The sequence below is a fragment of the Methylobacterium sp. 4-46 genome, assembly GCF_000019365.1.
Classification (GTDB): Bacteria; Pseudomonadota; Alphaproteobacteria; order Rhizobiales; family Beijerinckiaceae; genus Methylobacterium.
In genome coordinates, this window is record NC_010511.1 from 5663249 (window position 1) to 5686132 (window position 22884).

A 22884-nucleotide genomic window follows, 5' to 3' on the forward strand; every position below is an offset into this window, starting at 1 on the left:
GGGGCTCACCCGCCCGCGGCGATGCGGGCGGCGATCCGGCCCATGTAGCCCGCCAGGGCGTCGCCCATGAAGGGGAGCATCAGCAGCATGGCGGCGAAGACCGCGACGATCTTGGGCACGTAGATCAGGGTCTGCTCCTGGATCTGCGTGAGCGCCTGGAGCAGCGACACGGCGAGCCCGACCACGAGGGCGATCATCATCAGGGGACCGGCCACCTTCAGGAAGGTGACGATCCCGTCGCGGGCGATGTCGAGGATGGCGAGGCCGGTCATGGGAGGTTCGGGAGCCGGGAGGTTCGGGAGCCGGGAGGTTCGGGAGCCGGGAGGTTCGGGAGCCGGGAGGTTCGGGAGCCGGGAGGTTCGGGAGCCGGGAGGGACGCGAGGGCGGCGGGGCCGGAGGGGAGAGCGGTTCTCCCGCGCGCCTTTCGCTCGCGCCGCCCTAAATAGAAACTTGCTATGCCAGCGTGCAGAACTCTGATCACATGCACGCTCAGGTTTCATCCGTGAGGGGCGGCGAAGCCGGTGCGCAACTCATACCAGCGGTCATCTCTCATGACCGGTGGTGCTCTCGAATTTTCGCCAAGCCTTCGGCTTCGAATAGAAAATTCGAGACGGACCAACGGCTCGATGCGTCGGCATCCTGAGCCGTTGGGATCAGATCTGCATCCGCATGATGTCCTCGTAGGCGGAGATCACCCGGTCGCGCACCGCGACGAGGGTCTGGAGCGCGGTCTCGCTCTCGGCCACCGCCGTCACCACGTCGACGACGTTGGCCTTGCCGGCACCGACCGCCATCATCTGGTGCTCGCCGCGCTTGCCCGCCGCCTCGACCCCGTCGATCGCCGAGGCGACGAGCTGGCCGAAGCCGGCCTCCGGCGCCGCGGGCTTCGCGGCGGGATTCGCCCGGCCGAGGTTCTGGATCGCCGCGTAGGCACCGGCCGCGAAGGCGTTGGTGGGCATGGGATCAGACCTTCAGGATGTCGATGGTGCGGGAGATCATGCGGCGGGCCGCCGTGACCATGTTCAGGTTCGCCTCGTAGCTGCGCTGGGCCTCGCGCATGTCCACGGTCTCGACGAGCAGGTTGACGTTGGGCAGCTGCACGTCCCCCTTGGCATCCGCCACCGGGTTGCCGGGATCGTGCTTGGTGCGGAACGGGGCTTGGTCGCGGCGGACCCGGCCGAGATCGACCATGCGCGCGTCGAGCTCCCGGTCGAGGCGGTTGGCGAAGGTCGGGACCTTGCGGCGGTAGGGTTCGACGCCGGCGCGGGTCGGCTCGGAATCCGCGTTGGCGATGTTCTCGGAGATCACCCGCATCCGCCCGGACTGCGCCCGAAGCCCCGATGCCGCGATGCCGATCGCTTTCATGAAGTCCATGCTGCGCCTCCGCCCGACTCGCCCGCGCCCGGGCCCGCGCTACTTGCCGACCGCATTGCGGAGGAGCTGCAGGCTCTTCTGGTAGAGCGAGGCCGCGAGTTGATAATCCGCCTGGTTGTCCGCGGCCTTGAGCATCTCGTCCTCGAGGCTGACGGCATTGCCGCTCGGCACGACGTCGAAGCGGGTGCGGGTGCGGTCCTCCGACGGGGTGAAGCCCGTCCCCGCCATGTGCAGCGGGCTCGTGCGCTCCACCCCGATGCCGGGCAGGCCGGCGGCCGCGACGCTGCCGTCCGGCTGGAAGACCGGCGCGCGCAGGTCGCGCGCCTTGAAGCCCGGCGTGTTGGCATTCGCAACGTTCTCCGCCAGGACCTTCTGGCGCGTCTGGTGCCATTGCATGCGGTTGCGCAGCATGCTGACGAGGGGGAGATCGGCGACTGGCACGGGCGGCCCCAGCTTCGGTCGGCAAAATCTGCCGGGCACATGGTTAAGAGGCGGTTAAGCATGCGCGCGGCCGCGGCGGCTCCGCCTGCCGTCGGGTCGCCAAACCCTTCATGAAGTTGTTAAGAGGTCTTAACGTGGCCTGCGCGGCGGGAACGCCCGCGTGGTAGAACCCCTTCGTATCGCGTCGGTGCCCCGGCACCTCACCTGTGAGAGACCGTGCATTGCTCTCCTCGCTCCTCGGGCCGGACAGTTCGCCCTTGATCTCCTACCTGATCGTGTTCCTGGTCATGGTGGTGCTTCTCAGCGCCTTCGCGTTCGGCGCGAAGCGCTTCGCCCGCGGGCGCCTGAACCTGAGCAACGGAGGGGCGCAGCGCGGCCGCCAGCCGCGGCTCGGCATCGTCGACATCTACGAACTCGACCGCCAGCGGCAGCTGATCCTGTTGCGCCGCGACAACACCGAGCACCTGCTTCTGGTCGGCGGCCCCAACGACGTGGTGGTGGAACGCAACATCGTGCGGGTGGCGGGCGCGCGGCTGCCGGCCGACCTCGCCGAGCGGGCCGAGCCCGCCCCCGAGCCGCCCCTCGCCCTTCCCGCCGAGGCGGAACCTGCCACGCTGCCCCCACCGCTGCCGCCCTTCCCGGAAGCCCCCTTCCCGGTGCCGCCGCCCGCCCCGGTCGCGACCCAGCCGGAGCCGGCCTTCGCCTTCCCGCCGTTCCCGCCCCGGGCACCCGAACCGCCCACCGAGCCGCCGCCCGCGCTGCAGCCCGAGGCCGCGCCGCGCCCGGCCGTGCCGCCGCGGCCGGGGCCGGGGCCGCGGCTGAATGCGAGCCGGCGCGTCGAGCCGCCGAGTCTGCGCACCGGCCGGCAGACGCCGCCGCCCCTCGACATGCCGCCCCGCATCGTCGAACCGCCGGCCGTCCCGGCGCAGGCCGCTCCGGCGCAGGCCGCTCCGGCGCAGGCCGCTCCGGCCCCGGCGGGCACGCGCGGGGCCGAGCCGCGGGTCGTCGACGCGGCCATCCTGAACGACATGGCCCGCCAGCTCGAGGAGGCGCTCCGCCGGCCCTCCTCGGCCGTCGCCCCGTCCCGGCCGGCCGCCCCCGTGATGAGCCGCCCGACCGAGCCCGAGCCCGTCGCGCCCGTGATCCCGGCGCCGCCGCCGCCGCCCGAGCCGGCGCCCCCGCCCCCACCCCCCGTCCCGGAGCCGGTCCCGGAGGCCGCCGCACCGCCACCGCATCATCCGGAGCCGGAGCCCCCACCGCCGGAGCCCGTGCACGAGCCGATTCCGGAGCCCGCGCCGGAGCCCATGCCCGAGCCCGTGCCCGAGCCCATGCCCGAGCCCATGCCCGAGCCCGTGCCCCCGGCTCCGCTGGCCGAGCACGGGCCCGAGCCCGCGGCGGGGCACGCGCCGGCGCATGAGCCCGCGCCCCCCGCGCCCGAACCAGTCCCGCCACCGCCGGAGCCGGAACCCGAGCCCGAGCCGCCGCCTCCCCCGCCTCCGGCCCCGGAGCCCGAACCCGAGCCCAAGAAGGCGGCCCCGAACCCGTTCTCCGTGGAGGAGATCGAGGCCGAGTTCGCCCGGCTGCTCGGTCGCCCGCTCGATCGGCGCTGACCCCGCGGGGCGTCCGGCGCTGTGGCCCTCCCGCCGCGCCGGCCGAGAAGCGCGGCCGCGGGAGCGGCGCGGCCTTGCGCGCGGCGCGCGCCGCGCGCCAGGGTGCGGGCATGGGCCTTCCGACTGCGCCAGAGCGCTCGCCGCCGAACCGGATCCCGCTGCGGCGCGTGATCGCGCGACGAATCACGGACCGGCGCGCGGCGAGCTGGGCCGCCGCGAGATGGGCCGTGCGGGGCCGGCGGGCGGCCCTGCTCGCCGGGCTCGGCCTGCTCGGCTCCGCGACGGCGGGGCTCGCCCAGAGCGTGACCGTCGATCTCGGCCCGAGCGGCGGCGTGACCGAGCGGGCGCTCCAGCTCGTCGCCCTCATCACGGTCCTGGCCCTCGCGCCCTCGGTGCTGGTGATGGCGACCGCCTTCACCCGCATCGTCGTGGTGCTGTCGATCCTGCGCTCGGCGCTCGGCACGCAGACGGCGCCGCCCAACGCGGTCATCGTCAGCCTCGCCCTGTTCCTCACCGCCTTCGTGATGGCGCCGACCGCCCGGGAGGCCTACCGGACCGGGATCGAGCCGCTGGTCGCCGGGCAGATCAGCCAGAGCCAGGCCTTCGAGCGGGCCTCCCAGCCCTTCAAGGCCTTCATGCTGCGCTCGGTGCGGGAGAAGGACCTGCGGCTGTTCCTCGACCTGTCGAACGCGCCGCGGCCCGCCACGCCGGAGGCGGTGGGGCTGGAGATCCTCACCCCGGCCTTCATGATCTCGGAGCTCCGGCGCGCCTTCGAGATCGGCTTCCTGCTCTTCATCCCGTTCCTGATCATCGACCTCGTGGTCGCCTCGGTGCTGATGTCGGTGGGCATGATGATGCTGCCGCCCGCCACCGTGGCCCTGCCCTTCAAGCTGATCTTCTTCGTGCTGGTCGACGGCTGGACCCTGGTCGCGGGCTCGCTGGTGCAGAGCTACGGCGGCTGAGGCCGACCGGGCGGGTGCGGCTCAGCCGGGCGGCGCCCCGCCGGCCCGGCGCGCCTCCGGCCCGGGCTCGGCCGCCGGCCGCCCGCGCTCGGGCACGGCGCTCTCGGGGTAGCGCGCCCGGTAGGCGCGCAGGAACGAGGTCAGGGTCTCGGCGCTGATCACGCGGCCGGCCGCCTCCCGGAAGGCGGCGCCGCGGATCGCGTTCGGGGCCGAGACCAGCGCGAAGGTGCGGGCATCGGGGCTCTCGGCCATCTTGGGCATGAACTTCGCCCGCAGGCGGTCGAGGCTCAGCCCCTCCTCCGCGAGGGCGTAGGCGATGGCGGCCCGCATGACGTTGGTTCGCTCGGCCTCGCCGAGCGGCCCGGCCTCGCGCCAGCGGGTGCCGGCCAGGGCCTCGTGCGCCTCGCCGGCCTCGCGCCAGCGCCGCGCCCCCCACAGGATGTCGGCGCGCAGCTGCGCGACCTCCCCGCCCTCCAGGCCCTCGACGAGTTCGAGGGCGAGGTCGGTGCGCGACAGGTCCGAGAGGGCGCGGGCCTCGAGCAGGATGCGGGCCTCGCGCAGCCGCGCGGGCAGTTCCGGCAGGCGGGTGGCCTGGAGCACCTGCAGGGCGAGGAGCGGCTTCTCGTCCATGAGGCGGATGCTGGCGAGGCGGGCGGCGACGGTCGCCCGCGCGGCGCCGGTGAGGCGCTTGTCGACTTGGTACTGGAGGAGGTCGGCGGCCGCGTCGAGGAGGTCGAGGGCGACCAGCCGGTCGGCGAGCCCGCGCACGATCTCGTCGCCCTGGCGCCCGAGCGGGGTGAATTCCTTGAAGTCGTAGTAGAGGGCGAGGGCCTCGACCCGCCCGAGCTTGGCGCCCTTGTCGGTCAGGAACAGGTCGGCGAACAGCCCGACCGTGTCCTGGTGCAGGCTCCGGGTCGCCGGGTGCTCGGGGAACAGGCGGGTGGCCTTGCGGGCGGTGGCGAAGGCGTCGCGCCAGCGCCCGGCCTCCGCGTAGGCGCGGCTGAGCCGGGCCAGGGTCTCGGCCTCGATCCGGTCCCCGTGCCAGAGCAGGGCCAGCCGTTCCAGGCGGGCGAGGATCTCCTCCCGGGGCACTGCCCCGCCCGCCTGGGCGAGGTCGATGAAGCGCAAAGCCGCCTCGGCGGCCACCGGCGGCGCGCCGCCGTCGATCAGGCGCTGGTACTCGCCGCGCGCCATCGCCTCCTGCCCGATCTGCTCGGTGAGCCGGGCGCGCAGCAGCGCGACCTGATCCCGGGCCAGGGGCGCGTCGCCGAGGGACGCGGCGGCCGCGATCATGCGCTGGGCGTAGGTGAGGTCGCGGGCATCGAGGGCGAGGGAGGCGGCGGCGAGCAGGACCGGCAGCCGCAGCTCGTCCGGGTAGGCCTCCGCCACCGGCATCGTGGATTTCAGGGCGGCGAGCACCGCCGGACCGGCGACGCGGCCGCCGCGCGCGTCGAGCATGGCCCGCCACAGGCGGATCTCCGGATCGCGCGCCAGCTTCGCATCGCCCAGGATCTCGGCCGCCCGCGCGTCCCGCCCCAGCCGGAAGGCCGCGATGGCGGAGAGGATCCGGGCGCCGCGGTCGAGGGCCACCACCGCGTCCTCGCGGCCCGCGAAGGCGAGCACCGCGCCGGCCTCCGCGTCGAGGCCGTTCGCCAGGAGCACCCGGGCGAGGTCGAGCCGCGCGGGCGAGCGCCGGGGTCGGTCCGCCGCCGCCGCGGCCTGCTGCGCCGCCCGGATGCGGGCGAGCACGTCGCCGGAGCGGTCGATGCGCCAGCGGTCGGCCTGCACGGCGAGGCCGTCCGGGGAGAGCGGCGGGCCGGCCTCGGCCGGGTCGGGGGCGATCGGGCTGACCGCGAGCCCGCCTGCCCGGGAGATCACCACCTCGGCGAGGCCGGGGCGGACCACGAGGTCGTCGGCGAGCGCCAGCACGGCGACGCCCTGGCGGCTCGGCAGCAGCTCGAAATCGACGAAGCGGGCCCGCTTGGGCACCCCGGCGAGGAGCGGCCCCCGCGCCGTGACGACGGCCACGCGCTCGCCGTTGCGCGTGAGCCAGAACACCGAGCCGGCCTGGGCGAGCGGCACGGTCACGGCCGGCCTCCCGGCCCCGTCCGCGCCGCGCTGGGGCCCGAGCAGGTCGCCGGGCGGCAGGCTGCCGTCGCCGAGGACGAGCGTCCAGCCGGTCCCTTCGGCGGCGAGCTGGGCGATGATGCCGGGTTCGAGGGCGAGGCGCAGCACCGCGTAGGCGCCGTCCTGCCGCGGCGCCTCGGCGAGCCGGGCCGGGAAACCGGGCGGCAGCGCCGCCGGGTCGAGGCGCACCGGGCCGGGCGTCTCGAAGACCAGGGTGGCGATGCCGCCCCGCTCGAACAGGGACGCGGGCGGGCGCGCCGCGAACGGGAAGGCGATCCGGGCCGTCTCGCCGCTGCGGGCGACGCGTCCCTCGACGGGCCCCGCGGGACGCGGGTCCGGGACGGGGGCGGCCTCGGCCGCGGCGGGTGCCTCGCGCGCCGGGTTCTCCCGCGCCGGGTTCTCCCGCACGGGATTCTCCCGCGCCGGGGCCTCGCGCGCCGGGGCCTCGCGCGTCAGGTCGATCCGGCCCGGATTGTCCCGCACCAGCTCGCCCGGCGGCGTCTCGGTCCGGGCGGCGGGCCGGGCGGGGCCGGGCGCCTCCGCGCGGGCGGCGGCCGGCTCGGGCGCCTCCGGATCCGCGGCCTTGCGCAGGTCGATCGTGTAGCCGTCCTCGTCCCGGTAGCCCTCGCCCTCGTAGCCCGGGGCGAGGGTCAGGGCGAGGCGGGCCCGGTCGGGGCCGGCCTCGGCGGTCAGGCCCTCGGCGGCTGGCCTCAGGCGGATGCGCGCGTCGCTCGGCGCGACCGTGTAGGCGCCCGGGAGGGCGAGCTCCAGGATGCGGCCGCGCTGCTCCAGCTCCGCCGGCGCCCCTCGCGGGAGCCGCACGGTCAGCCGGTGCAGGGTCGGGAGTTCGGCGGTCTCCAGGCGCAGCGGCTGCGGCGGCCGGGCCGCGAGCGCCTCCCGGCGCAGACGCGCCTCCGCCTCCTCCGCGCGCTTGGCGAGGTCGGCCACCACCTCGGGGGGCAGACCCGGCGGCAGGCCGGTCCAGGTCTCGGGCAGGAGGTCGACGAAGACCTTCTCGGCCGCCTCCAGCACGTTGACGCCGAAGGGGCGCTGCAGGGCGATGCGCAGGCCGCTGCCGTCCGGGTCGCGGCGCATCTGGCCGACGTAGCCGGGCAACTCGGCGGCCAGGCGGTCGCGCAGCGCGCCGCCCGCCGGCTCGCGGAAGCGGATGACCAGGATGCTGCCCGAGACCTTGGCGGTGACCTTGACGGTCTGGTCGAAGGTGAGGGCGATGCGGCCGAAATTGCGCTGCTCGCTCCCCGCCACGGCGACGAGCTTCGCCGCCGCCGCTCCGGCCGTGCCGAGGAGCAGCGTCGCGAGCGCGATGAGGAGCCGCGCCCCGCACCGGCCTGTGCCCGTCCGACCCATCCCCACACGATTCCCCGAGCGGCCAGCCACCGTGTCACGGCAGGGCTAACGGGGGTTTAAGCGCGGGCGACCCGCAGCGGGCGTCCACGCGCGCCGGGGAGCCGCCGCCCGTCGCCGCTCACGCGCCCACGGCGATCCTGGCCTCGACGCCGACCAGGCGCGCGAGGCCGCGCAGGCGGCTGACCAGGCGGTCGCTCGCCAGCGCCCGCAGATCCTCCGGCAGGTGCAGCACCAGGGCGCCGTCGCGCAGGAGGAGCGGCGTGCGCGGCAGCACCCCCTCCATCGCCACCGAGATCGGGAAGGCGACCCGCAGGGCCGCGCCGAGGAGCCGCGCCAGCTCGAACAGCCGCCCGCCCGCCAACTGGCGCAGGGTCGGGCTCGCCTTCTCGGGCGCCACGCCCTCGTGGCGGAAGAACACCGCCACCGCCAGGTAGGCCCGGCCCGGATGATCGATCGCCACGAAGGAGCCGTGCGCGATCAGGTTGAGGCTCTGCTCGCCGCGGTAATCCGGATGGGTGCGCCAGCCGATATCGGCGAGCAGGCAGGCGGCGTGGCGCAGGCGCCGCTCGTCGGAGGTCTCCGGCCGGTCGAGGCTCGCCATGAAGGCGTCGGTCCAGGCCTGGAGCTCGGCGCCGTGGCCCGGGCAGCGGGCGCGCAGGCGGTTGAGCTCCTCGGCGGCCGCCAGGAGCGGGTCGAGGGCGCGCTGCGCCGGATCGAGCAGTTCGTAGAGCAGCCCCTCGCGCACGCCCGTCGCCGAGACGGCGATCTCCCGCGGGCGCCCGCTGCGGATGATCTCCTCCAGCACCACCGCCCCGTAGGCGAGGAGCGGGCGGCGCGCCTCCGAGACGCTCTCGACGGCGGCGAGCGTCGCCGCGTCGACCCGCTCCACCACCTCCAGGAAGCTCAGCTCGTCGGCCGGGGCGATCGTGTAGCCGTGCATGACGTGCAGCGGGTAGCCGCGGGTGGCCTGGTGCAGGCGGGCGAGGGCCCGCCAGGTGCCGCCCACCGCGTAGAAGGTGCGCCCGCGCAGGGTCTCGAGCTGCGGCGCGGCCCGCTTGAGGGTGTCGGCCGCGAGCCTGCGCGCCTTCTTGAGGGAGCCGCCGCTGAGGTCCTGCAGGGCGAGCCCGCCGAGCGGCGTCGTCACGCCCTGGCCGACCGCGACGCCCCGCACGTCGACGAGTTCGAGGGAGCCGCCGCCGAGGTCCCCCACCACCCCGTCGGGCGCGTAGAAGCCCGAGACCACGCCCAATGCCGAGAGTTCCGCCTCCCGGCGGCCCGACAGAAGCTCGATCGGCTGGCCGATCGCCTCCTCGGCGGCGCGCAGGAAGTCGGGGCCGTTCTCCGCGTCGCGGGCCGCCGCGGTGGCGAGCACGTGGATGCGCCCGACCCGAATCGTGCGGCAGAGTTCGCGGAAGCGCGCCAGCGCCTGGAGGGCGCGGCGGATGCCGTCCTCGTGCAGGCGCCCCGTCGTGGCCACGGCGCGGCCCAGACCGCACATCGCCTTCTCATTGTAGAGCGGCGTCGGCGCCCGCGAGAGCCCCGAATAGGCCACGAGGCGCACCGAGTTGGAGCCGATATCGACGATCGCGACCGGCTCTCCGGGCGCGATCTCGGCCACGGCGGCGCTCGGCGGGACGGGTGCGGTCGTGTGCGCGTCCATGGAATTCCTCGCGGCGTCGGCGCCGGGCGGCTGCGGCGGGGCGCAACGCCGTGTCGTTGCGGCAGCTTATGACCGGAAGCAGCCCACCTGTCAGCCACCCTGGCCGCGCCGGCTCAGCGCCCGCGGACTCGACTTCTTCGACGCCTTGCCGCGCCCGGAGAGGCTCGGATTCGTCATGAAATAGCTGTGCGCGTTGAAGGGTTCCTCGCCCGAGGCGGGCTGGATGCGCTCGCTCGCCCCGGAGGCCAGCACCCGCCAGCTCTGCTGGTTGTCGAGGAGATTGGCCAGCATGATCTGGTCGAGAACCTGCTGGTGCACGGTGGGGTTGAGGATCGGCAGCAGGGCCTCGACGCGGCGGTCGAGGTTGCGGCTCATCAGGTCGGCCGAGGAGATGTAGAGCTTGGCCTTGGGATTCGGCAGCCCGACGCCGTTGCCGAAGGCGTAGATGCGCCCGTGCTCCAGGAACCGCCCGACGATCGACTTCACCCGGATGTTCTCGGAGAGGCCCGGCACGCCGGGCCGGAGGCAGCAGATCCCGCGCACCACGCAGTCGATCTGCACCCCGGCCTGGCTCGCGTCGTAGAGGGCGTCGATCACCGGCGCGTCGACGAGGGAGTTGCACTTGATCCAGATCGAGGCCGGGCGCCCGGCCCTGGCGTGCTCGATCTCCTCCTCGATGTGCTTGAGGAGGCGCGCCTTGAGAGCGAGCGGCGAGACCGCCATGCGCTCCAGCTCGGCGGGCTCGGCGTAGCCGGTGATGAAGTTGAAGATCCGCGAGACGTCCCGGGCGATCACCGGGTCGGCGGTGAAGAAGGACAGGTCGGTGTAGATCCGGGCCGTGATCGGGTGGTAGTTGCCGGTGCCGACGTGGCAGTAGGTGACGAGCCGGTCGCCCTCGCGGCGGACCACCATCGACAGCTTGGCGTGGGTCTTCAGCTCGATGAAGCCGAACACCACCTGCGCGCCGGCCTTCTCCAGGTTGCGCGCCCAGCGGATATTGGCCTCCTCGTCGAAGCGGGCCTTGAGCTCGACGAGGGCGGTCACCGACTTGCCGGCCTCGGCGGCCTCGGCCAGCGCCGCCACGATGGGCGAGTTCGAGGAGGTGCGGTAGAGCGTCTGCTTGATCGCCACCACGTTCGGGTCGCGGGCGGCCTGGGCCAGGAACTGCACCACCGCGTCGAAGGACTCGTAGGGGTGGTGGACCACGAAGTCCTTCTGGCGGATGGCCGCGAAGCAGTCGCCGCCGCTCTCGCGGATGCGCTCGGGGAAGCGCGGGTTGTAGGGCTTGAACTTCAGGTCGGGCCGGTCCATCGAGACGATCTGCGACAGCTCGTTGAGGGCGAGCATGCCCTCGACCAGGAATACCCCGTCGGCCGGGATCTCCAGCTCGTCGGCCACGAAAGCGCGCAAATCCTCCGGCATGCTCGCCTCGACCTCGAGGCGAATGACGACGCCGCGGCGGCGCTGCTTGAGCGCGGTCTCGAAGTGGCGGACGAGGTCCTCGGCCTCCTCCTCGATCTCGAGATCCGAGTCGCGCACCACCCGGAAGCCGCCCTGGCCCTTGACGAGGTAGCCCGGGAACAGCCGGCTCGTGAACAGCACGATCACCTGCTCGACGGCGATGAAGCGGGAAGCGCCGGTGCCGGCCGGGTCGGGCAGCCGCACGAAGCGCTCGACCACGGCCGGCAGGCGGATCAGCGCCCGCAGCAACCGCCCGTCCCGGGGCCGCACCAGCATCAGCGCGAGGGTCGAGCCGAGATTCGGGATGAACGGGAAGGGATGGGCCGGGTCGATGGCGAGCGGCGTCAGCACCGGGAAGATGTGCTGCAGGAAGTACTCCTCCAGCCAGGTCGCCTCCTCGGCCGAGAGCCCCATCCCCTCGACCAGTTCGATGCCGTGGGCCTGCAATTCCTCGCGCAGCTCGCGCCAGCGCCGCTGCTGGTCGCGGGCGAGTTCCGACACCTCGGCGGCGATGCGGGCGAGCTGCTCGGAGGGGGTCAGCCCGTCCTGCGACGGGGTGGCGACGCCGGCGCGGACCTGATCGTGCAGGCCGGCGACCCGGACCATGAAGAACTCGTCGAGGTTGTTGGCCGAGATCGACAGGAAGCGCAGCTGCTCCAGCAACGGGTGGCCCGTATTGGAGGCCTCCTCCAGCACCCGCCGGTTGAACTGGAGCCACGACAATTCGCGGTTGACGAAGCGGGCCGGCTCCCTGCGCAGGGCCCGTCCCGCCGCGACCGCCTTGTCGATCGGCCGGGCCCCGTGCGCCGGGGTCTCGGGCCGCGGCCCGACCGCGTCCGGGGCTTCGATCACCTTGGCGTGGGCGACGGGTTCGATCACGGCGGGAGCCTCCTCGGGGCTGGGACGGGTGGCGGCTTGCCTGGGGCCGGTGCGCGGCCTGACAGCGCGGTCTGACATCTCGATGAAACCTCAGGGGCTCTCCTCGCCGGCGGCCGCGTCGAGGGCGGCCAGGGTCGCGAGCGCGAGCGGGCGGGTGATGCGCCGTCCGCGGCTCAACCCCTCGTGGTCGAGGGCGGCGACGACGTCGCGGGCGCGGCCGAGGGAGCGGTCGATGCGCAGCGCGAGGGCGTCGACGACGCTGGTATCGACCACGAGCTGGCGGTCGACGAAGAGCTTGACCAGCACCGCCCGCAGCAGGGCCTCGTCCGGCGGCGCGAGGCCGAGGGTGGGGGCGAGCCGCAGGCGCGAGCGCAGGTCGGGCGTGGCGAAGCCCCAGCCCTCGACCGGGCCGCTGCCGGTGACGACGAGGCCGCGCCCGCGCTCGCGGGCGAGGTTGAGGAGGTGGAACAGGGCGGGCTCGTCGCGCCCGGACGGCCTGTCCGCATCCTCGACCACGAGGGCCGGCTCTCCGGCGAGGTCCGGCAGGGCGGCCCGCGTCACGGCGCCGGCCGCCACGATGCGGGCCCCGGCCCGCTCGGCCCAGATCGCCGCGAGGTGGCTCTTGCCGCTGCCCGGGGGACCGGTGAGGACGAGGACCGGGTCGGGCCAGTCGGGCCAGGCCTCGATCCGCGCGTAGGCGTCCTCGTTGCTCGGGCCGACCAGGAAATCCTCGGGGCCGAAGCGGGGATCGAGGGGCAGGTCGAGGGCGAGCTGGCGCGGAGCCTCCGGCATCAGGCGCGGCTCCGCGCGTCGTGGTCCGCCGGCGGCCGCGCCGCGGCCGGCAGCGGCGCCGGCGCCAGCGGGAGCGCCGCCGGCAGCGGCGCCTCGCCCCAGTAGAGGCTGCTCTCCAGGTAGCGCCGCACCGCGAACCGCGCGACGACGCCGAGCGCCGCGGCGATCGGCACGGCGAGCAGCAGGCCGAGGAAGCCGAACAGCGAGCCGAAGGCGAGGAGCGCGAACATCAGCCAGACCGGGTGCAGGCGCACCGCGTCGCCGACGAGCTTGGGCTGCAGCACGTTGCCCTCCATGAACTGGCCGACCAGGAACACCCCGAGCGTGGCCAGGATCCAGGGCCAGTCCGGCCAGAACTGCACCACCGCGACCCCGGTCGAGAGCAGGAAGCCGGTGAGCGAGCCCACGTAGGGGATGAAGGTGAGGAAGCCGGCGAGCAGCCCGATCAGCACGCCGAAATTGAGCCCGATCAGGAACAGGCCGAGCGCGTAGAAGGTGCCGAGCAGGAGGCAGACCAGGCTCTGGCCGCGGATGAAGCTGGTGATCGCCCGGTCGATGTCGCGGGCGATGAGGCGCACGGTGTCCCGGTGGCGGGGCGGCACCCAGCCGTCGAGGGTGGCGGTCATGCGGTCCCAGTCGATCAGGAGGTAGAAGGCGACGACGGGCGTGACGACGAGGAGCGACAGGATCCCGACGACGGCCTGGCTCCCCGACCAGAGGGAGCCGGCGAGGTTGACGAGGAAGCTGCCGGCCTGCCCGACGAGGCGCCCGACCGAGGCCTGCAGGTCCTGGAGCGTGCCCGCCCCGCCCGCCCGCTCGAGGAGCGGCCCGGCATTCTCGGCGATGATCGCCTGGATCCGCGAGACCACCCCGGGCAGGGCGGCGGCGAGCGCGCCGATCTGGCGGGCGGCGAGGGGCACCGCGATGATCAGCGCCAGCAGCAGCCCGAGCACGAACACCGCCAGGATCAAGAAGGTGGCGGAAAGCCGCCCGATCCCGAGCCGCTCCAGCCGGTCGGCGACCGGGTCGAGCACGTAGGCGAGGGCCGCGCCGGCCACGAAGGGCACCAGCACGTCCCGCAGCTCGTAGAGCAGGAAGACCACGACCGCGAGCACGGCGAGCCCGATCGTGGCGCGGCGCTGGAGCATTCCCGGTTCCCGTGGCGGCGCGTCCCCGCCGCCCGGCGCAGATAGGGATGCGGCCTCCCCAGGGTCAAGCCGCTGCTGCGGGCGGGTCACGGCGCCTCCTCCCGGCTCATGTGCCGCATCCAGAGGAGGCCGTAGACCAGCACGGAGGCCGCCGCCAGGGCGGCGACGAGGATCGCCGCCAGGGTCTCGGCCGGGTGGGGCGGCGCCCCGAAGGCGCGCAGGCCCAGGAGCCCCCCGGCGAAGACGATCTGCAGCGCGGTGTTGAGCTTGCCGATCAGGAGCGGGCGGATCGCCATGCGCCGGTCGAGGAGCCACGCGAGCAGGATCGCCCCCAGCACCATGACGTCGCGCGAGACGATCACGATGGCGAGCCACGCGGGCACCGCGCCGACCACCGCGAGGGCGACGAAGATCGAGACCAGCAGCGCCTTGTCGGCCAGCGCGTCCAGGTAGGCGCCGAGTTCGCTCTTCATGTTGAAGCGGCGGGCGACGTAGCCGTCGACCGCGTCCGAGAGGCCCGCCAGCGCGAAGCCCGCGAAGGCGAGCGCCCAGGCCCCCTGCCCGATCATCGCGATCACGAAGGGGACCAGGACGAGGCGGCCGAGGGTGATCAGGTTGGGGATCGTCATGCGGGGCGGTCGATCTCTCCGTCCCGCCATGGTGTCAGAAGCCGCGCGCCGCCTCCACCCGGCGACTCGCACCCGGCGACTCGCACCCGGCGACTCGCACCCGGCGACCCGCACCCGGCGACTCGCCGCCCGCGCCGGAAGCGGCTACACGGGGCGGCAGCGCAAAGCCGAAGGGTTCACGGGTGATGGCGGGCGAGAACGGGCTGACCTATGCCGCAGCGGGCGTCGACATCGACGCGGGCAACGCCATGGTCGAGGCGATCAAGCCGCTGGTGCGCTCGACCCGCCGCCCCGGCGCGGATGCGGAGATCGGCGGCTTCGGCGGCCTGTTCGACCTCAAGGCCGCGGGCTTCTCCGACCCGATCCTGGTCGCGGCGAACGACGGCGTCGGCACCAAGGTCAAGATCGCGATCGAGACCGGGCGCCACGACACCATCGGGATCGACCTCGTGGCGATGTGCGTCAACGACATCGTGGTGCAGGGGGCCGAGCCCCTGTTCTTCCTCGACTACTACGCCACGGGCAAGCTGGTGCCGGGGGTGGGCGCGGCGATCGTGACGGGCATCGCCGAGGGCTGCCGGCAGGCGGGCTGCGCGCTGATCGGCGGCGAGACCGCCGAGATGCCCGGCCTCTACGACGGGTCCGACTACGACCTCGCGGGCTTCGCGGTCGGCGCGGCCGAGCGCGGGGCGCTGCTGCCGACCGACGGCGTCGCCCCCGGCGACCTCGTGCTCGGGCTCCCCTCCTCGGGCGTGCACTCGAACGGCTTCTCGCTGGTGCGCCGGATCGTCTCGGCCTCGGGCCTGCCCTGGGACGCGCCCGCGCCCTTCGCGCCGGGCCGGAGCCTCGGCGAGGCGCTGCTGACCCCGACCCGGATCTACGTGCGCCCGCTCCTCGCGGCGCTGCGGGCGACCGGCCGCGGGGCGATCAAGGCGCTCGCCCACATCACGGGCGGGGGCTTCCCCGACAACCTTCCCCGGGTGCTGCCGGAGGCGGTCGGCATCGCCCTCGACCTCGACGCGGTGGCGGTGCCGCCGGTCTTCGGCTGGCTCGCCCGCACCGGCGGCGTCGCGGTGCCGGAGATGCTGCGCACCTTCAATTGCGGCATCGGCATGGTGGTGGTGGTGGCGCCGGAGCGGATCGAGGCCGTCGAGGCGGCGCTCCGCGCGGCCGGCGAGGCGCCGGTCCGGCTCGGGACGGTCACGCCCCGGGGCGAGGCCCCCGTCAGCTTCGCGGGCAGGCTCGGCCTGTGACGGCGCGCCCCCGCACCGCGATCCTGATCTCGGGGCGCGGCTCCAACATGGTCTCGCTGCTGCGGGCGGCGGAGGATCCGGCCTATCCGGCGCAGTTCGTGCTCGCGGCCTCGAACCGGCCCGACGCGCCCGGCCTCGCCCACGCGGCGGCGGCCGGCCTCGCGACGCTCGCCCTCGACCACCGGGCCCATCCGGACCGGGCGGGCTTCGACGCCGCCCTCGACGCGGGGCTGCGCGCCCACGGGATCGAGCTCGTGGTGCTGGCGGGCTTCATGCGCGTGCTGACCCCCGGCTTCGTCGAGGCCTGGGCGGGCCGGATGGTCAACATCCATCCCTCCCTGCTGCCGCTCTTCCGCGGCACACACACCCACGCGCAGGCGCTGGCGGCCGGGGTGCGGCTCCACGGCTGCACGGTGCATTTCGTGGTGCCCGAACTCGATGCGGGCCCGATCATCGCGCAGGCCGCCGTGCCGGTGCGCCCGGACGACGACGCCGACAGCCTCGCGGCCCGGGTCCTGGTGCAGGAGCACCGGCTCTACCCGGCGGCGGTCGCGCTCGTCGCCGCGGGCCGGGCGCGGCTCGACGGCGACCGGGTGGCGTTCGCGCAGGGGAGCGCCCCGCCCGAAGGGGCGCTGCTGTCGCTGGCATCCTGAAGGGTCGCGGCGCGGGACCGGGCGGCCGACCCGGTCGCGCCCCCGCCGCGGCCGGCCCCTCAGCGGGCGCCCAGCACCTCCCGCATCGCGGCGAGGAGGAGGCCGAGATCCTCCTCGCCGATGGTGAGGCACGGGGTGAGGTAGACGATGTCGCCGAAGGGCCGCACCCAGACGCCCCGCTCCAGGAAGGCGGCCTTGAGGCCCGCGAGGTCGAGGGGCGGCGCGAGCTGCACCGCCCCGATCGCCCCCAGCACCCGCACGTCCACGATGCCGGGCCGGCCCCGCAGCGGGGCGAGCCCCTCCTCCAGCCGCGCCGCCAGGGCCCGCGCCTGGGCGAGGCGGGGCTCGCGGGCGAAGAGGTCGAGGCTCGCATTCGCCGCCGCGCAGGCGAGCGGGTTCGCCATGAAGGTCGGCCCGTGCATCAGCGCGGCGGCGGGATCGTCGGACCAGAAGGCGGAGAAGATCTCGGTGGTCGCCACCGTGGCGGCGAGCGGCATCGTGCCGCCCGTGAGCGCCTTCGAGAGGCAGATCAGGTCCGGCACCACCCCCGCCTGCTCGCAGGCGAACAGGCTGCCGGTGCGGCCGAAGCCGGTGAAGACCTCGTCCAGGATCAGGATCAGGCCGTGGCGGCGAGCGAGCCGCGCGATCCGCGCCAGCACCTCGGGCGGATGCATGCGCATGCCGCCGGCCCCCTGCACCAGCGGCTCCACGATCACCCCGGCGAGCCCGTCGCGGTGGCGCGCCAGCCCGGCATCGAGGGCGGCCTCCCGCGCGCGCGTGTCGGGGAGGTCGAAGAAGACCTGCTCGGGCAGGTAGCGGCCGAAGCGGCGATGCATCCCCTCCTCGGGGTCGCAGACCGACATCGCCCCCATCGTGTCGCCGTGATAGCCGCCTCGGAAGGCGGCGAAGCGGGAGCGGCCCGCGACGCCGCGGTTGAGCCAGACCTGGGCCGCCGCCTTCAGGGCGACTTCGACCGCCACCGAGCCCGAATCCGAGAAGAAGACGTGGTCGAGATCCCCCGGCAGGAGGCCGGCGAGGCGCCGCGCCAGGGTCTCGGCCGGGGCGTGGGTCAGGCCGCCGAACATCACGTGCGGCATCGCGTCGAGCTGCGCGGCCACCGCCCGGGCAATCTCCGGGTGGTTGTAGCCGTGGCAGGCCGTCCACCAGGAGGCGATGCCGTCGACCAGGGAGCGGCCGTCCTCGAGCAGGATGCGGCTGCCCTGCGTGCGGGCGGCCCGCAGGGGCGGGGCGGCCGTCTTCATCTGCGTGTAGGGGCGCCAGAGGGCGTGGTCGCGTGGCTCGCTCATGCGGCCAGTCGGCGCGCGGGCGCGCCGGTGTCAAGCGGCGCGATCGCGGCCCGCGAGATCGAGGCTCCAGGTCTCGCCGACGAGGTCCCGCCCGAAGGAGCGGTGCGGCGCCCGCTCGGCGAGGCGGAACCCCGCCCGCTCGTAGAGGCGCCGGGCCGGGGCGAGCACGTCGTTCGTCCACAGCGTCACCTGCCGGTAGCCCGCGCCGCGCGCGAAGGCGAGGCAGGTCTCGACGAGCCGCCGGCCGGTGCCCGAGCCCCGCGCCGCCGCCTCGACGTAGAGGAGCCGCAGCTTCGCCACCGCCTCCGATTGCCGGACCAGGAAGACGCTGCCGACCGGCGAGCCGCCGCTCTCCGCCACCCAGCCGCCCTCGCGGGCGGGATCGTGCCCCGCCACGAAACCCGCGAGGATGCCCGCGACGAGGCCCTCGAAGCTGTCGTCGAAGCCGTATTCCTCGGCGTAGAGGCGGCCCTGGCGGTGGATGATCCAGCCGGTATCGCCCGCCCGGAAGGGGCGGATCGCCACCGGAGCGGGGGCCGGGGCCGGGGTGAGGAGGCCCTGGACCCGCTCCATCGCCCGCACCAGCTCCGCCCGGTCCGGCGGCGCGAGCCGCGCCAGCATCGCCTCGACCTCGCCCCGCGAGGCCGCGTCGAGGGGGGCGAAGGCCGCCCGCCCGGCCGCCGTCAGCGTCAGTTCGTGGCGCCGCGCGTCGCGCGCCGAGGGCGTCCTGGCGACGAGGCCCCGGGCGACGAAGCGCTTGAGCAGGCGGCTGAGATAGCCCGCGTCGAGGCTGAGATCCTGGCCGAGCTCCGCCGCATTGGGCCGGTCGCGATGCGCCAGTTCGTAGAGCACCCGCGCCTCGGTGAGCGAGTAGGGGCTGCGGTGCAGGCCCTCGTCGAGGAGGCCGATCTGGCGCGTGTAGAAGCGGTTGAACGCGCGCACCGCGGCGACCGCGTCGGATGGGGGCTCTGCCATGGCTCCTCCTGAACGCGCGGAGCTTGGCGCAATCACTTGACTGAGTCAATTAATTCGAGGCGGGCACCGCGGCGTACCGGCGCGGCGGCCGCACCGGCCGAGGCGGCCGTCCGGCCCCGTCCCGGCGGGCGCGCGGTCGGTCGCAGATTCGTCCGGCTTGACACCCTGCCGGCCGCGGGCCCACAGCCCCGCCATGCCGGTTCCTCCCACCCTCAGCCTCGACGCCTTCGCGGCCGCCAAGCTCGCCGGGCTCGACGCGGCGGGCCTGCGCCGCCGCCTCGTGCCGACCGCCCGCACCGGCGGCGCCCGGGCCGAGCGGGACGGCCGGGCGGTCGTCTCCTTCTCCTGTAACGACTATCTGGGCCTCGCGACCCATCCCGAGGTGGTGGCCGCGGCGCACGCCGCCCTCGACCGCTACGGGGCGGGCAGCGGCGGCTCGCGCCTCGTCACCGGGAGCCACCCGATCCTCGCCGAACTCGAAGCGGCCCTCGCCGCCCGGAAGGGCCACGAGGCGGCGCTGGTCTTCGGCAGCGGCTACCTCGCTAATCTGGGCGTCACCCCGGCCCTCGTCGGGGCGGGCGACCTGATCCTGATCGACGAACTCGGCCATTCCTGCATGTGGGCGGGGACGCGCCTCGCGGGCGCCCGCGCCCTGCCCTTCCGCCACAACGACCTCGGCCACCTCGAGGACCTGCTGGCGCGCGAGCGCGCGCGCGCCCGCCGCGCGCTCATCCTCACCGAGCGGGTCTTCTCGATGGACGGCGACCGCGCCCCGGTCGCGGAGATCCTCGGCCTCGCCCGGGCCTTCGACGCCTGGACCCTGGTCGACGACGCGCACGGGCTCGGCGTCGTCGGGCCGGACGCGACCGCGCCGCTGGAGATGGGCACCCTGTCGAAGGCGCTCGGCAGCTACGGCGGCTATCTCTGCGCCTCGCGGCCGGTGATCGACCTCCTGACCTCGCGGGCGCGCAGCTTCGTCTACACGACCGGCCTGCCCCCGGCCTCCGCGGCCGCGGCCCTGGCCGCCCTCCGGCTGATCGAGGCCGAGCCGGCCCGCGCCGCCCGGCCGCTCGCGCTCGCCCGCCGCTTCACCGCCCGGCTCGGCCTGCCGGAGGCGCAGAGCGCCGTGGTACCCGTCCTCGTCGGCGAGGCCGAGGCCGCGCTCGCCCTGTCGCGGGCGCTGGAGGCGCGGGGCTTCCTGGTGGTGGCGATCCGGCCCCCGACCGTGCCGCCCGGCACCGCCCGCCTGCGCGTCGCCTTCTCGGCGGCGCACGAGGAGGCGGAGGTCGACGCCCTGGCCCAGGCCCTCCTCGATCTCGGGGCCGCGGCGTGAGCGCCCTGTTCGTCGCGGGCGCCGGCACCGAGATCGGCAAGACCTACGTCACCGCGGCGCTGACCCGGGCGCTGCGGCAGGACGGCCGGCGCGTCCTCGCCCTCAAGCCCGTCGCGAGCGGCGTGCCGCGCCTCGCCGATCCGGATTTCGCGGAGAGCGACACGGCCCGGCTCCTGGCGGCCCAGGACCTGCCGGTGACGCCCGAGACCGTGGCGGCCACGACGCCCTGGCGCTTCGCCGCGCCCCTGGCGCCGGACCTCGCGGCCGCCCGCGAGGGCCGCCGCCTCGCCCTCGACGACCTCGCGGCGTGGTGCCGGACCGTGATCGCGGCGGCCGCGCCGGGGACGGCCGTGCTCGTCGAGGGCGTCGGCGGGCTGATGAGCCCGCTCACCGCGGAGGCGACGGGCCTCGCCTGGCTGAAGGCCCTCGGGCTCCCGACGCTCCTCGTGTCCGGCAGCTATCTCGGGGCGATCAGCCACGCGCTCACCGCGGTCGAGACCCTGCGCCACCACGCGGTCGCGCTGCGGGCCGTGGTGGTGAGCGAGACGCCAGGGGCCCCGACCCCGCCCGAGACCGTCGCGGAGGCGATCGGCCGGCACGCGGGCGCGCGGGTGCTCTGCGTGCGGCGCGGCGGCGGCTTCCCGGCCGAGGGGCTCTCGGTGGTGCCGGGCTGATCCGGAGGTCCGCTGACCGGTGCGGCCTCGCAGCGGGGCGTGGCCGCGATCGGCGGCACGGATCATCCGCTGTCCGGACGATCACTTCCCGTCAGCGGATGATCCGGGATCCACTTCGATCAACCGGATCCCGGATCAGGCCGCCGTCACCACCGCCAGCACCGCCGCGAGCTGCAGCGCCAGCTCATCCTGGCTGAAGGGCTTGGCGAGGCGGGGCAGCGCCAGCTCGTCCTCGCTCGGCAGTTCCGCGTAGCCGGTGGCCAGGATCACCGGCAGGCCGGGATGCGCCGCGCGCAGGGCGCGGGCGAGGTCGAGGCCCGTCATGCCCGGCATGGCGTGGTCCGTCACCACGGCGTCGATGCCGGCCCTCCCCTCGATCAGGGCCAGCGCCTCGGCGGCCGAGGCCGCCTCCAGGGCGACGTGGCCGAGATCCTCCAGCATCGCCGCGGTGCCGAGCCGCACCAGCGGATCGTCGTCCACCACCAGAACCGTCGAGGGCGGGATCTCGGCCAGACCCGGCAGCGCCGCCCGCGCCGGGTTCTCCCGCGCCTCGACCGGGGCGGCGGCGGGCAGCCAGAGGGCGACCGTGGTCCCCTGCCCCGGCGCGCTCGACACCCGCAGCGTCCCGCCCGACTGCGCCATCAGCCCCTGCACCATCGACAGGCCGAGCCCGGTGCCCTTGCCCGGCCCCTTGGTGGTGAAGAAGGGCTCGGTCGCCTTGGCCAGGGTGGCCGCATCCATGCCCGTGCCGGTATCGGCGAGGGCGACCCGCACGTAGGCGCCGGGGGGCAGGCCCGGCGCCGCCGCGACGCTGCCGCCCTCGAGCGTGATCGTGCCGCCGGTCGGCATGGCGTCGCGGGCATTCACCGCGAGGTTGAGGAGCGCGAGTTCGAACTGGTTGGCGTCGATGCGCACCGGCGGCAGGTCGGCCGGCAGGCGGGTCTCCAGGGCGACGCTCGGCCCGAGCGCCCGCTCCAGCAGGCCCCGCATCCCCTCGACGAGGTCGGCCACCGCCACGGTCTCGGGGCGCAGCTCCTGGCGCCGGGCGAAGGCGAGGAGCCGCTGCGTCAGGGCGGCGCCGCGCTGCGCCCCCTGCACGGCGTTGCCGAGGAGGCGCCGGGCGAGGTCGTCCTGCGGGTCGAGGCGCTTCTCCAGGAGTTCGAGCGAGCCCAGCACCGCCATCAGCAGGTTGTTGAAATCGTGCGCCACGCCACCGGTGAGCTGGCCGATCGTGTCGAGCTTCTGCGCCTCGAAGAGCTGGGCGAGGGCCGCCTCCCGCTCGCGCGTGCGCTCCTCGATCCGCCCCTCCAGCTCGCGGTTGAGGTCGATCAGCGCCTCCTCGGCGCGCTTGCGCGCCGTGATGTCGTAGGTGACGCCGCTGAGCCGCCGCCCGGCGGCGTCGAGGGTCGTCGCCGCGGAGGCCGCGCACCAGCGCGTCTCCCCGTCCGGCCGCAGGATCCGGAATTCCGCGTCGAAGGGCTCGCCCGTGCGCGCCGCGTGGCGGCCGAGCGCCCGCAGGCGCTCCCGGTCCTCCGGGTGGATCAGCGCCTCGACCGCCTCCGGCGTCGGCACGAAGGCCGCCGGATCGACCCCGAACAGCCGGTACTGGCCCGCGTCCCAGCTGTAGCTGCGGGTCGCCGGGTCCCAGTCCCAGGCGCCCATGCGGCCGGCGGCCAGCGCGAGGCTGCGCCGCTGCTCGCTCTCGCGCAGGCGCGCCGTCGAGGCCTCCAGGGCGGCCGTGCGCTCGGCCACGTGCTGCTCCAGCTCGGCGTTCAGCCGCTCCAGCTGCCGGGTCTTGCGGTAGAGTTCGGCGAAGATCCGGACCTTCGCGCGCAGCACCGCCGGCACCACCGGCACCGGCACGTAATCGACCGCCCCCGCCTCGTAGCCGCGCAGGTGGTCGAGGTCGCTGATCTGGATCGCCGAGACGAAGATGATCGCCACGTGCTGGTAGCGCGGGTGCTCGCGGATCATCGTGGCGAGCTCGATCCCGTCGAGTTCGGGCATGCAGACGTCGATCAGCACCACGGCGATCTCGGTGCGCAGCAGGTGCTCCAGCGCCTCCCGGGCCGAGCTGGCCTTGATCAGCCGGTCCCCCAGCTCGCTCAGGATGACCTCGTAGCTGAGCAGCTTGGCCGGCTGGTCGTCGACCAGCAGGATGTTGACGCGCTCCTCCTCCGGCCGCGGGGACGGGGCGGCCATCGGGGGGGCGACGCCCTGGGGAGCGCCGGGCAGGGA

19 protein-coding genes are annotated in these 22884 nt (G+C 75.0%); 6 read left to right on the forward strand and 13 right to left on the reverse strand.

The genetic code is table 11. From position 1 onward, the window contains the following. Nucleotides 1–5: 5 nt before the first annotated feature. The 4 genes from fliQ to flgB form a co-directional block, all read right to left on the reverse strand. The gene (fliQ, locus tag M446_RS24810; RefSeq protein WP_012334863.1) at nucleotides 6–272 is read right to left on the reverse strand and encodes a flagellar biosynthesis protein FliQ; all 267 of its coding nucleotides are present in this window, start codon (nucleotides 270–272) and stop codon (nucleotides 6–8) included. Between the two features lie 381 nt (nucleotides 273–653). Then, entirely contained in the window at nucleotides 654–959 is a 306-nt protein-coding gene (locus tag M446_RS24815) for a flagellar hook-basal body complex protein FliE (protein ID WP_012334864.1), read from the reverse strand. 4 nt (nucleotides 960–963) lie between these two features. Then, nucleotides 964–1374: a flagellar basal body rod protein FlgC gene (gene flgC, locus M446_RS24820; protein WP_012334865.1), complete on the reverse strand. Its 411-nt coding sequence runs from the start codon at nucleotides 1372–1374 to the stop codon at nucleotides 964–966. 39 nt (nucleotides 1375–1413) lie between these two features. Further along, entirely contained in the window at nucleotides 1414–1815 is a 402-nt protein-coding gene (gene flgB, locus M446_RS24825; RefSeq protein ID WP_012334866.1) for a flagellar basal body rod protein FlgB, read from the reverse strand. Between the two features lie 257 nt (nucleotides 1816–2072). Here flgB and M446_RS24830 point away from each other — a divergent pair, with 257 nt between their 5' ends. Both M446_RS24830 and fliP read left to right on the forward strand, forming a co-directional pair. Further along, nucleotides 2073–3425 (forward strand): hypothetical protein, encoded by a 1353-nt coding sequence (locus M446_RS24830; protein WP_168169172.1) that lies wholly within the window; start codon nucleotides 2073–2075, stop codon nucleotides 3423–3425. A gap of 110 nt (nucleotides 3426–3535) precedes the next feature. Continuing rightward, complete coding sequence (fliP, locus tag M446_RS24835) at nucleotides 3536–4387, forward strand: flagellar type III secretion system pore protein FliP (protein ID WP_012334868.1); 852 nt, start codon at nucleotides 3536–3538, stop codon at nucleotides 4385–4387. Nucleotides 4388–4408: 21 nt separating this feature from the next. Here the strand turns inward: fliP and M446_RS24840 are convergent, their stop codons facing one another. From M446_RS24840 to M446_RS24865, 6 genes are all read right to left on the reverse strand, one after another. Then, a complete protein-coding gene (locus M446_RS24840) occupies nucleotides 4409–7882 on the reverse strand; it encodes a hypothetical protein (RefSeq protein ID WP_012334869.1) in 3474 nt (1157 codons plus the stop codon). A 118-nt stretch (nucleotides 7883–8000) separates the two neighbouring features. Next, a complete protein-coding gene (ppx, locus tag M446_RS24845; protein WP_012334870.1) occupies nucleotides 8001–9542 on the reverse strand; it encodes an exopolyphosphatase in 1542 nt (513 codons plus the stop codon). Between the two features lie 90 nt (nucleotides 9543–9632). Further along, nucleotides 9633–11882: an RNA degradosome polyphosphate kinase gene (locus tag M446_RS24850; protein WP_012334871.1), complete on the reverse strand. Its 2250-nt coding sequence runs from the start codon at nucleotides 11880–11882 to the stop codon at nucleotides 9633–9635. Nucleotides 11883–11972: 90 nt separating this feature from the next. Further along, the gene (locus tag M446_RS24855) at nucleotides 11973–12674 is read right to left on the reverse strand and encodes a chromosomal replication initiator protein DnaA (RefSeq protein WP_012334872.1); all 702 of its coding nucleotides are present in this window, start codon (nucleotides 12672–12674) and stop codon (nucleotides 11973–11975) included. After that, nucleotides 12674–13822, reverse strand: a complete 1149-nt coding sequence (locus M446_RS24860) for an AI-2E family transporter (RefSeq protein WP_012334873.1) — start codon at nucleotides 13820–13822, stop codon at nucleotides 12674–12676. The genes M446_RS24855 and M446_RS24860 overlap by 1 nt, the downstream gene beginning before the upstream one ends. Before the next feature lie 86 nt (nucleotides 13823–13908). Next, complete coding sequence (locus tag M446_RS24865) at nucleotides 13909–14451, reverse strand: CDP-alcohol phosphatidyltransferase family protein (protein WP_012334874.1); 543 nt, start codon at nucleotides 14449–14451, stop codon at nucleotides 13909–13911. A gap of 185 nt (nucleotides 14452–14636) precedes the next feature. On the opposite strand from M446_RS24865, the gene purM reads away from it, so the two are divergent. Continuing rightward, nucleotides 14637–15704 (forward strand): phosphoribosylformylglycinamidine cyclo-ligase, encoded by a 1068-nt coding sequence (gene purM, locus M446_RS24870; RefSeq protein ID WP_012334875.1) that lies wholly within the window; start codon nucleotides 14637–14639, stop codon nucleotides 15702–15704. Further along, entirely contained in the window at nucleotides 15701–16357 is a 657-nt protein-coding gene (purN, locus tag M446_RS24875) for a phosphoribosylglycinamide formyltransferase (protein WP_012334876.1), read from the forward strand. The genes purM and purN overlap by 4 nt, the downstream gene beginning before the upstream one ends. Nucleotides 16358–16416: 59 nt before the next feature. Here purN and M446_RS24880 read toward each other — a convergent pair whose 3' ends face one another. Continuing rightward, nucleotides 16417–17664: an adenosylmethionine--8-amino-7-oxononanoate transaminase gene (locus tag M446_RS24880; RefSeq protein ID WP_012334877.1), complete on the reverse strand. Its 1248-nt coding sequence runs from the start codon at nucleotides 17662–17664 to the stop codon at nucleotides 16417–16419. A gap of 30 nt (nucleotides 17665–17694) precedes the next feature. Further along, entirely contained in the window at nucleotides 17695–18639 is a 945-nt protein-coding gene (locus M446_RS24885; RefSeq protein ID WP_012334878.1) for a bifunctional helix-turn-helix transcriptional regulator/GNAT family N-acetyltransferase, read from the reverse strand. A gap of 193 nt (nucleotides 18640–18832) precedes the next feature. Between M446_RS24885 and M446_RS24890 the strand changes: the two genes are divergently transcribed. After that, entirely contained in the window at nucleotides 18833–19972 is a 1140-nt protein-coding gene (locus M446_RS24890; RefSeq protein WP_012334879.1) for an aminotransferase class I/II-fold pyridoxal phosphate-dependent enzyme, read from the forward strand. Further along, the gene (bioD, locus tag M446_RS24895) at nucleotides 19969–20646 is read left to right on the forward strand and encodes a dethiobiotin synthase (protein WP_012334880.1); all 678 of its coding nucleotides are present in this window, start codon (nucleotides 19969–19971) and stop codon (nucleotides 20644–20646) included. Before M446_RS24890 ends, bioD begins: the two co-directional genes overlap by 4 nt. A gap of 135 nt (nucleotides 20647–20781) precedes the next feature. Here the strand turns inward: bioD and M446_RS24900 are convergent, their stop codons facing one another. Next, nucleotides 20782–22848, reverse strand: a complete 2067-nt coding sequence (locus M446_RS24900; protein WP_012334881.1) for a response regulator — start codon at nucleotides 22846–22848, stop codon at nucleotides 20782–20784. Between the last annotated feature and the right edge of the window lie 36 nt (nucleotides 22849–22884).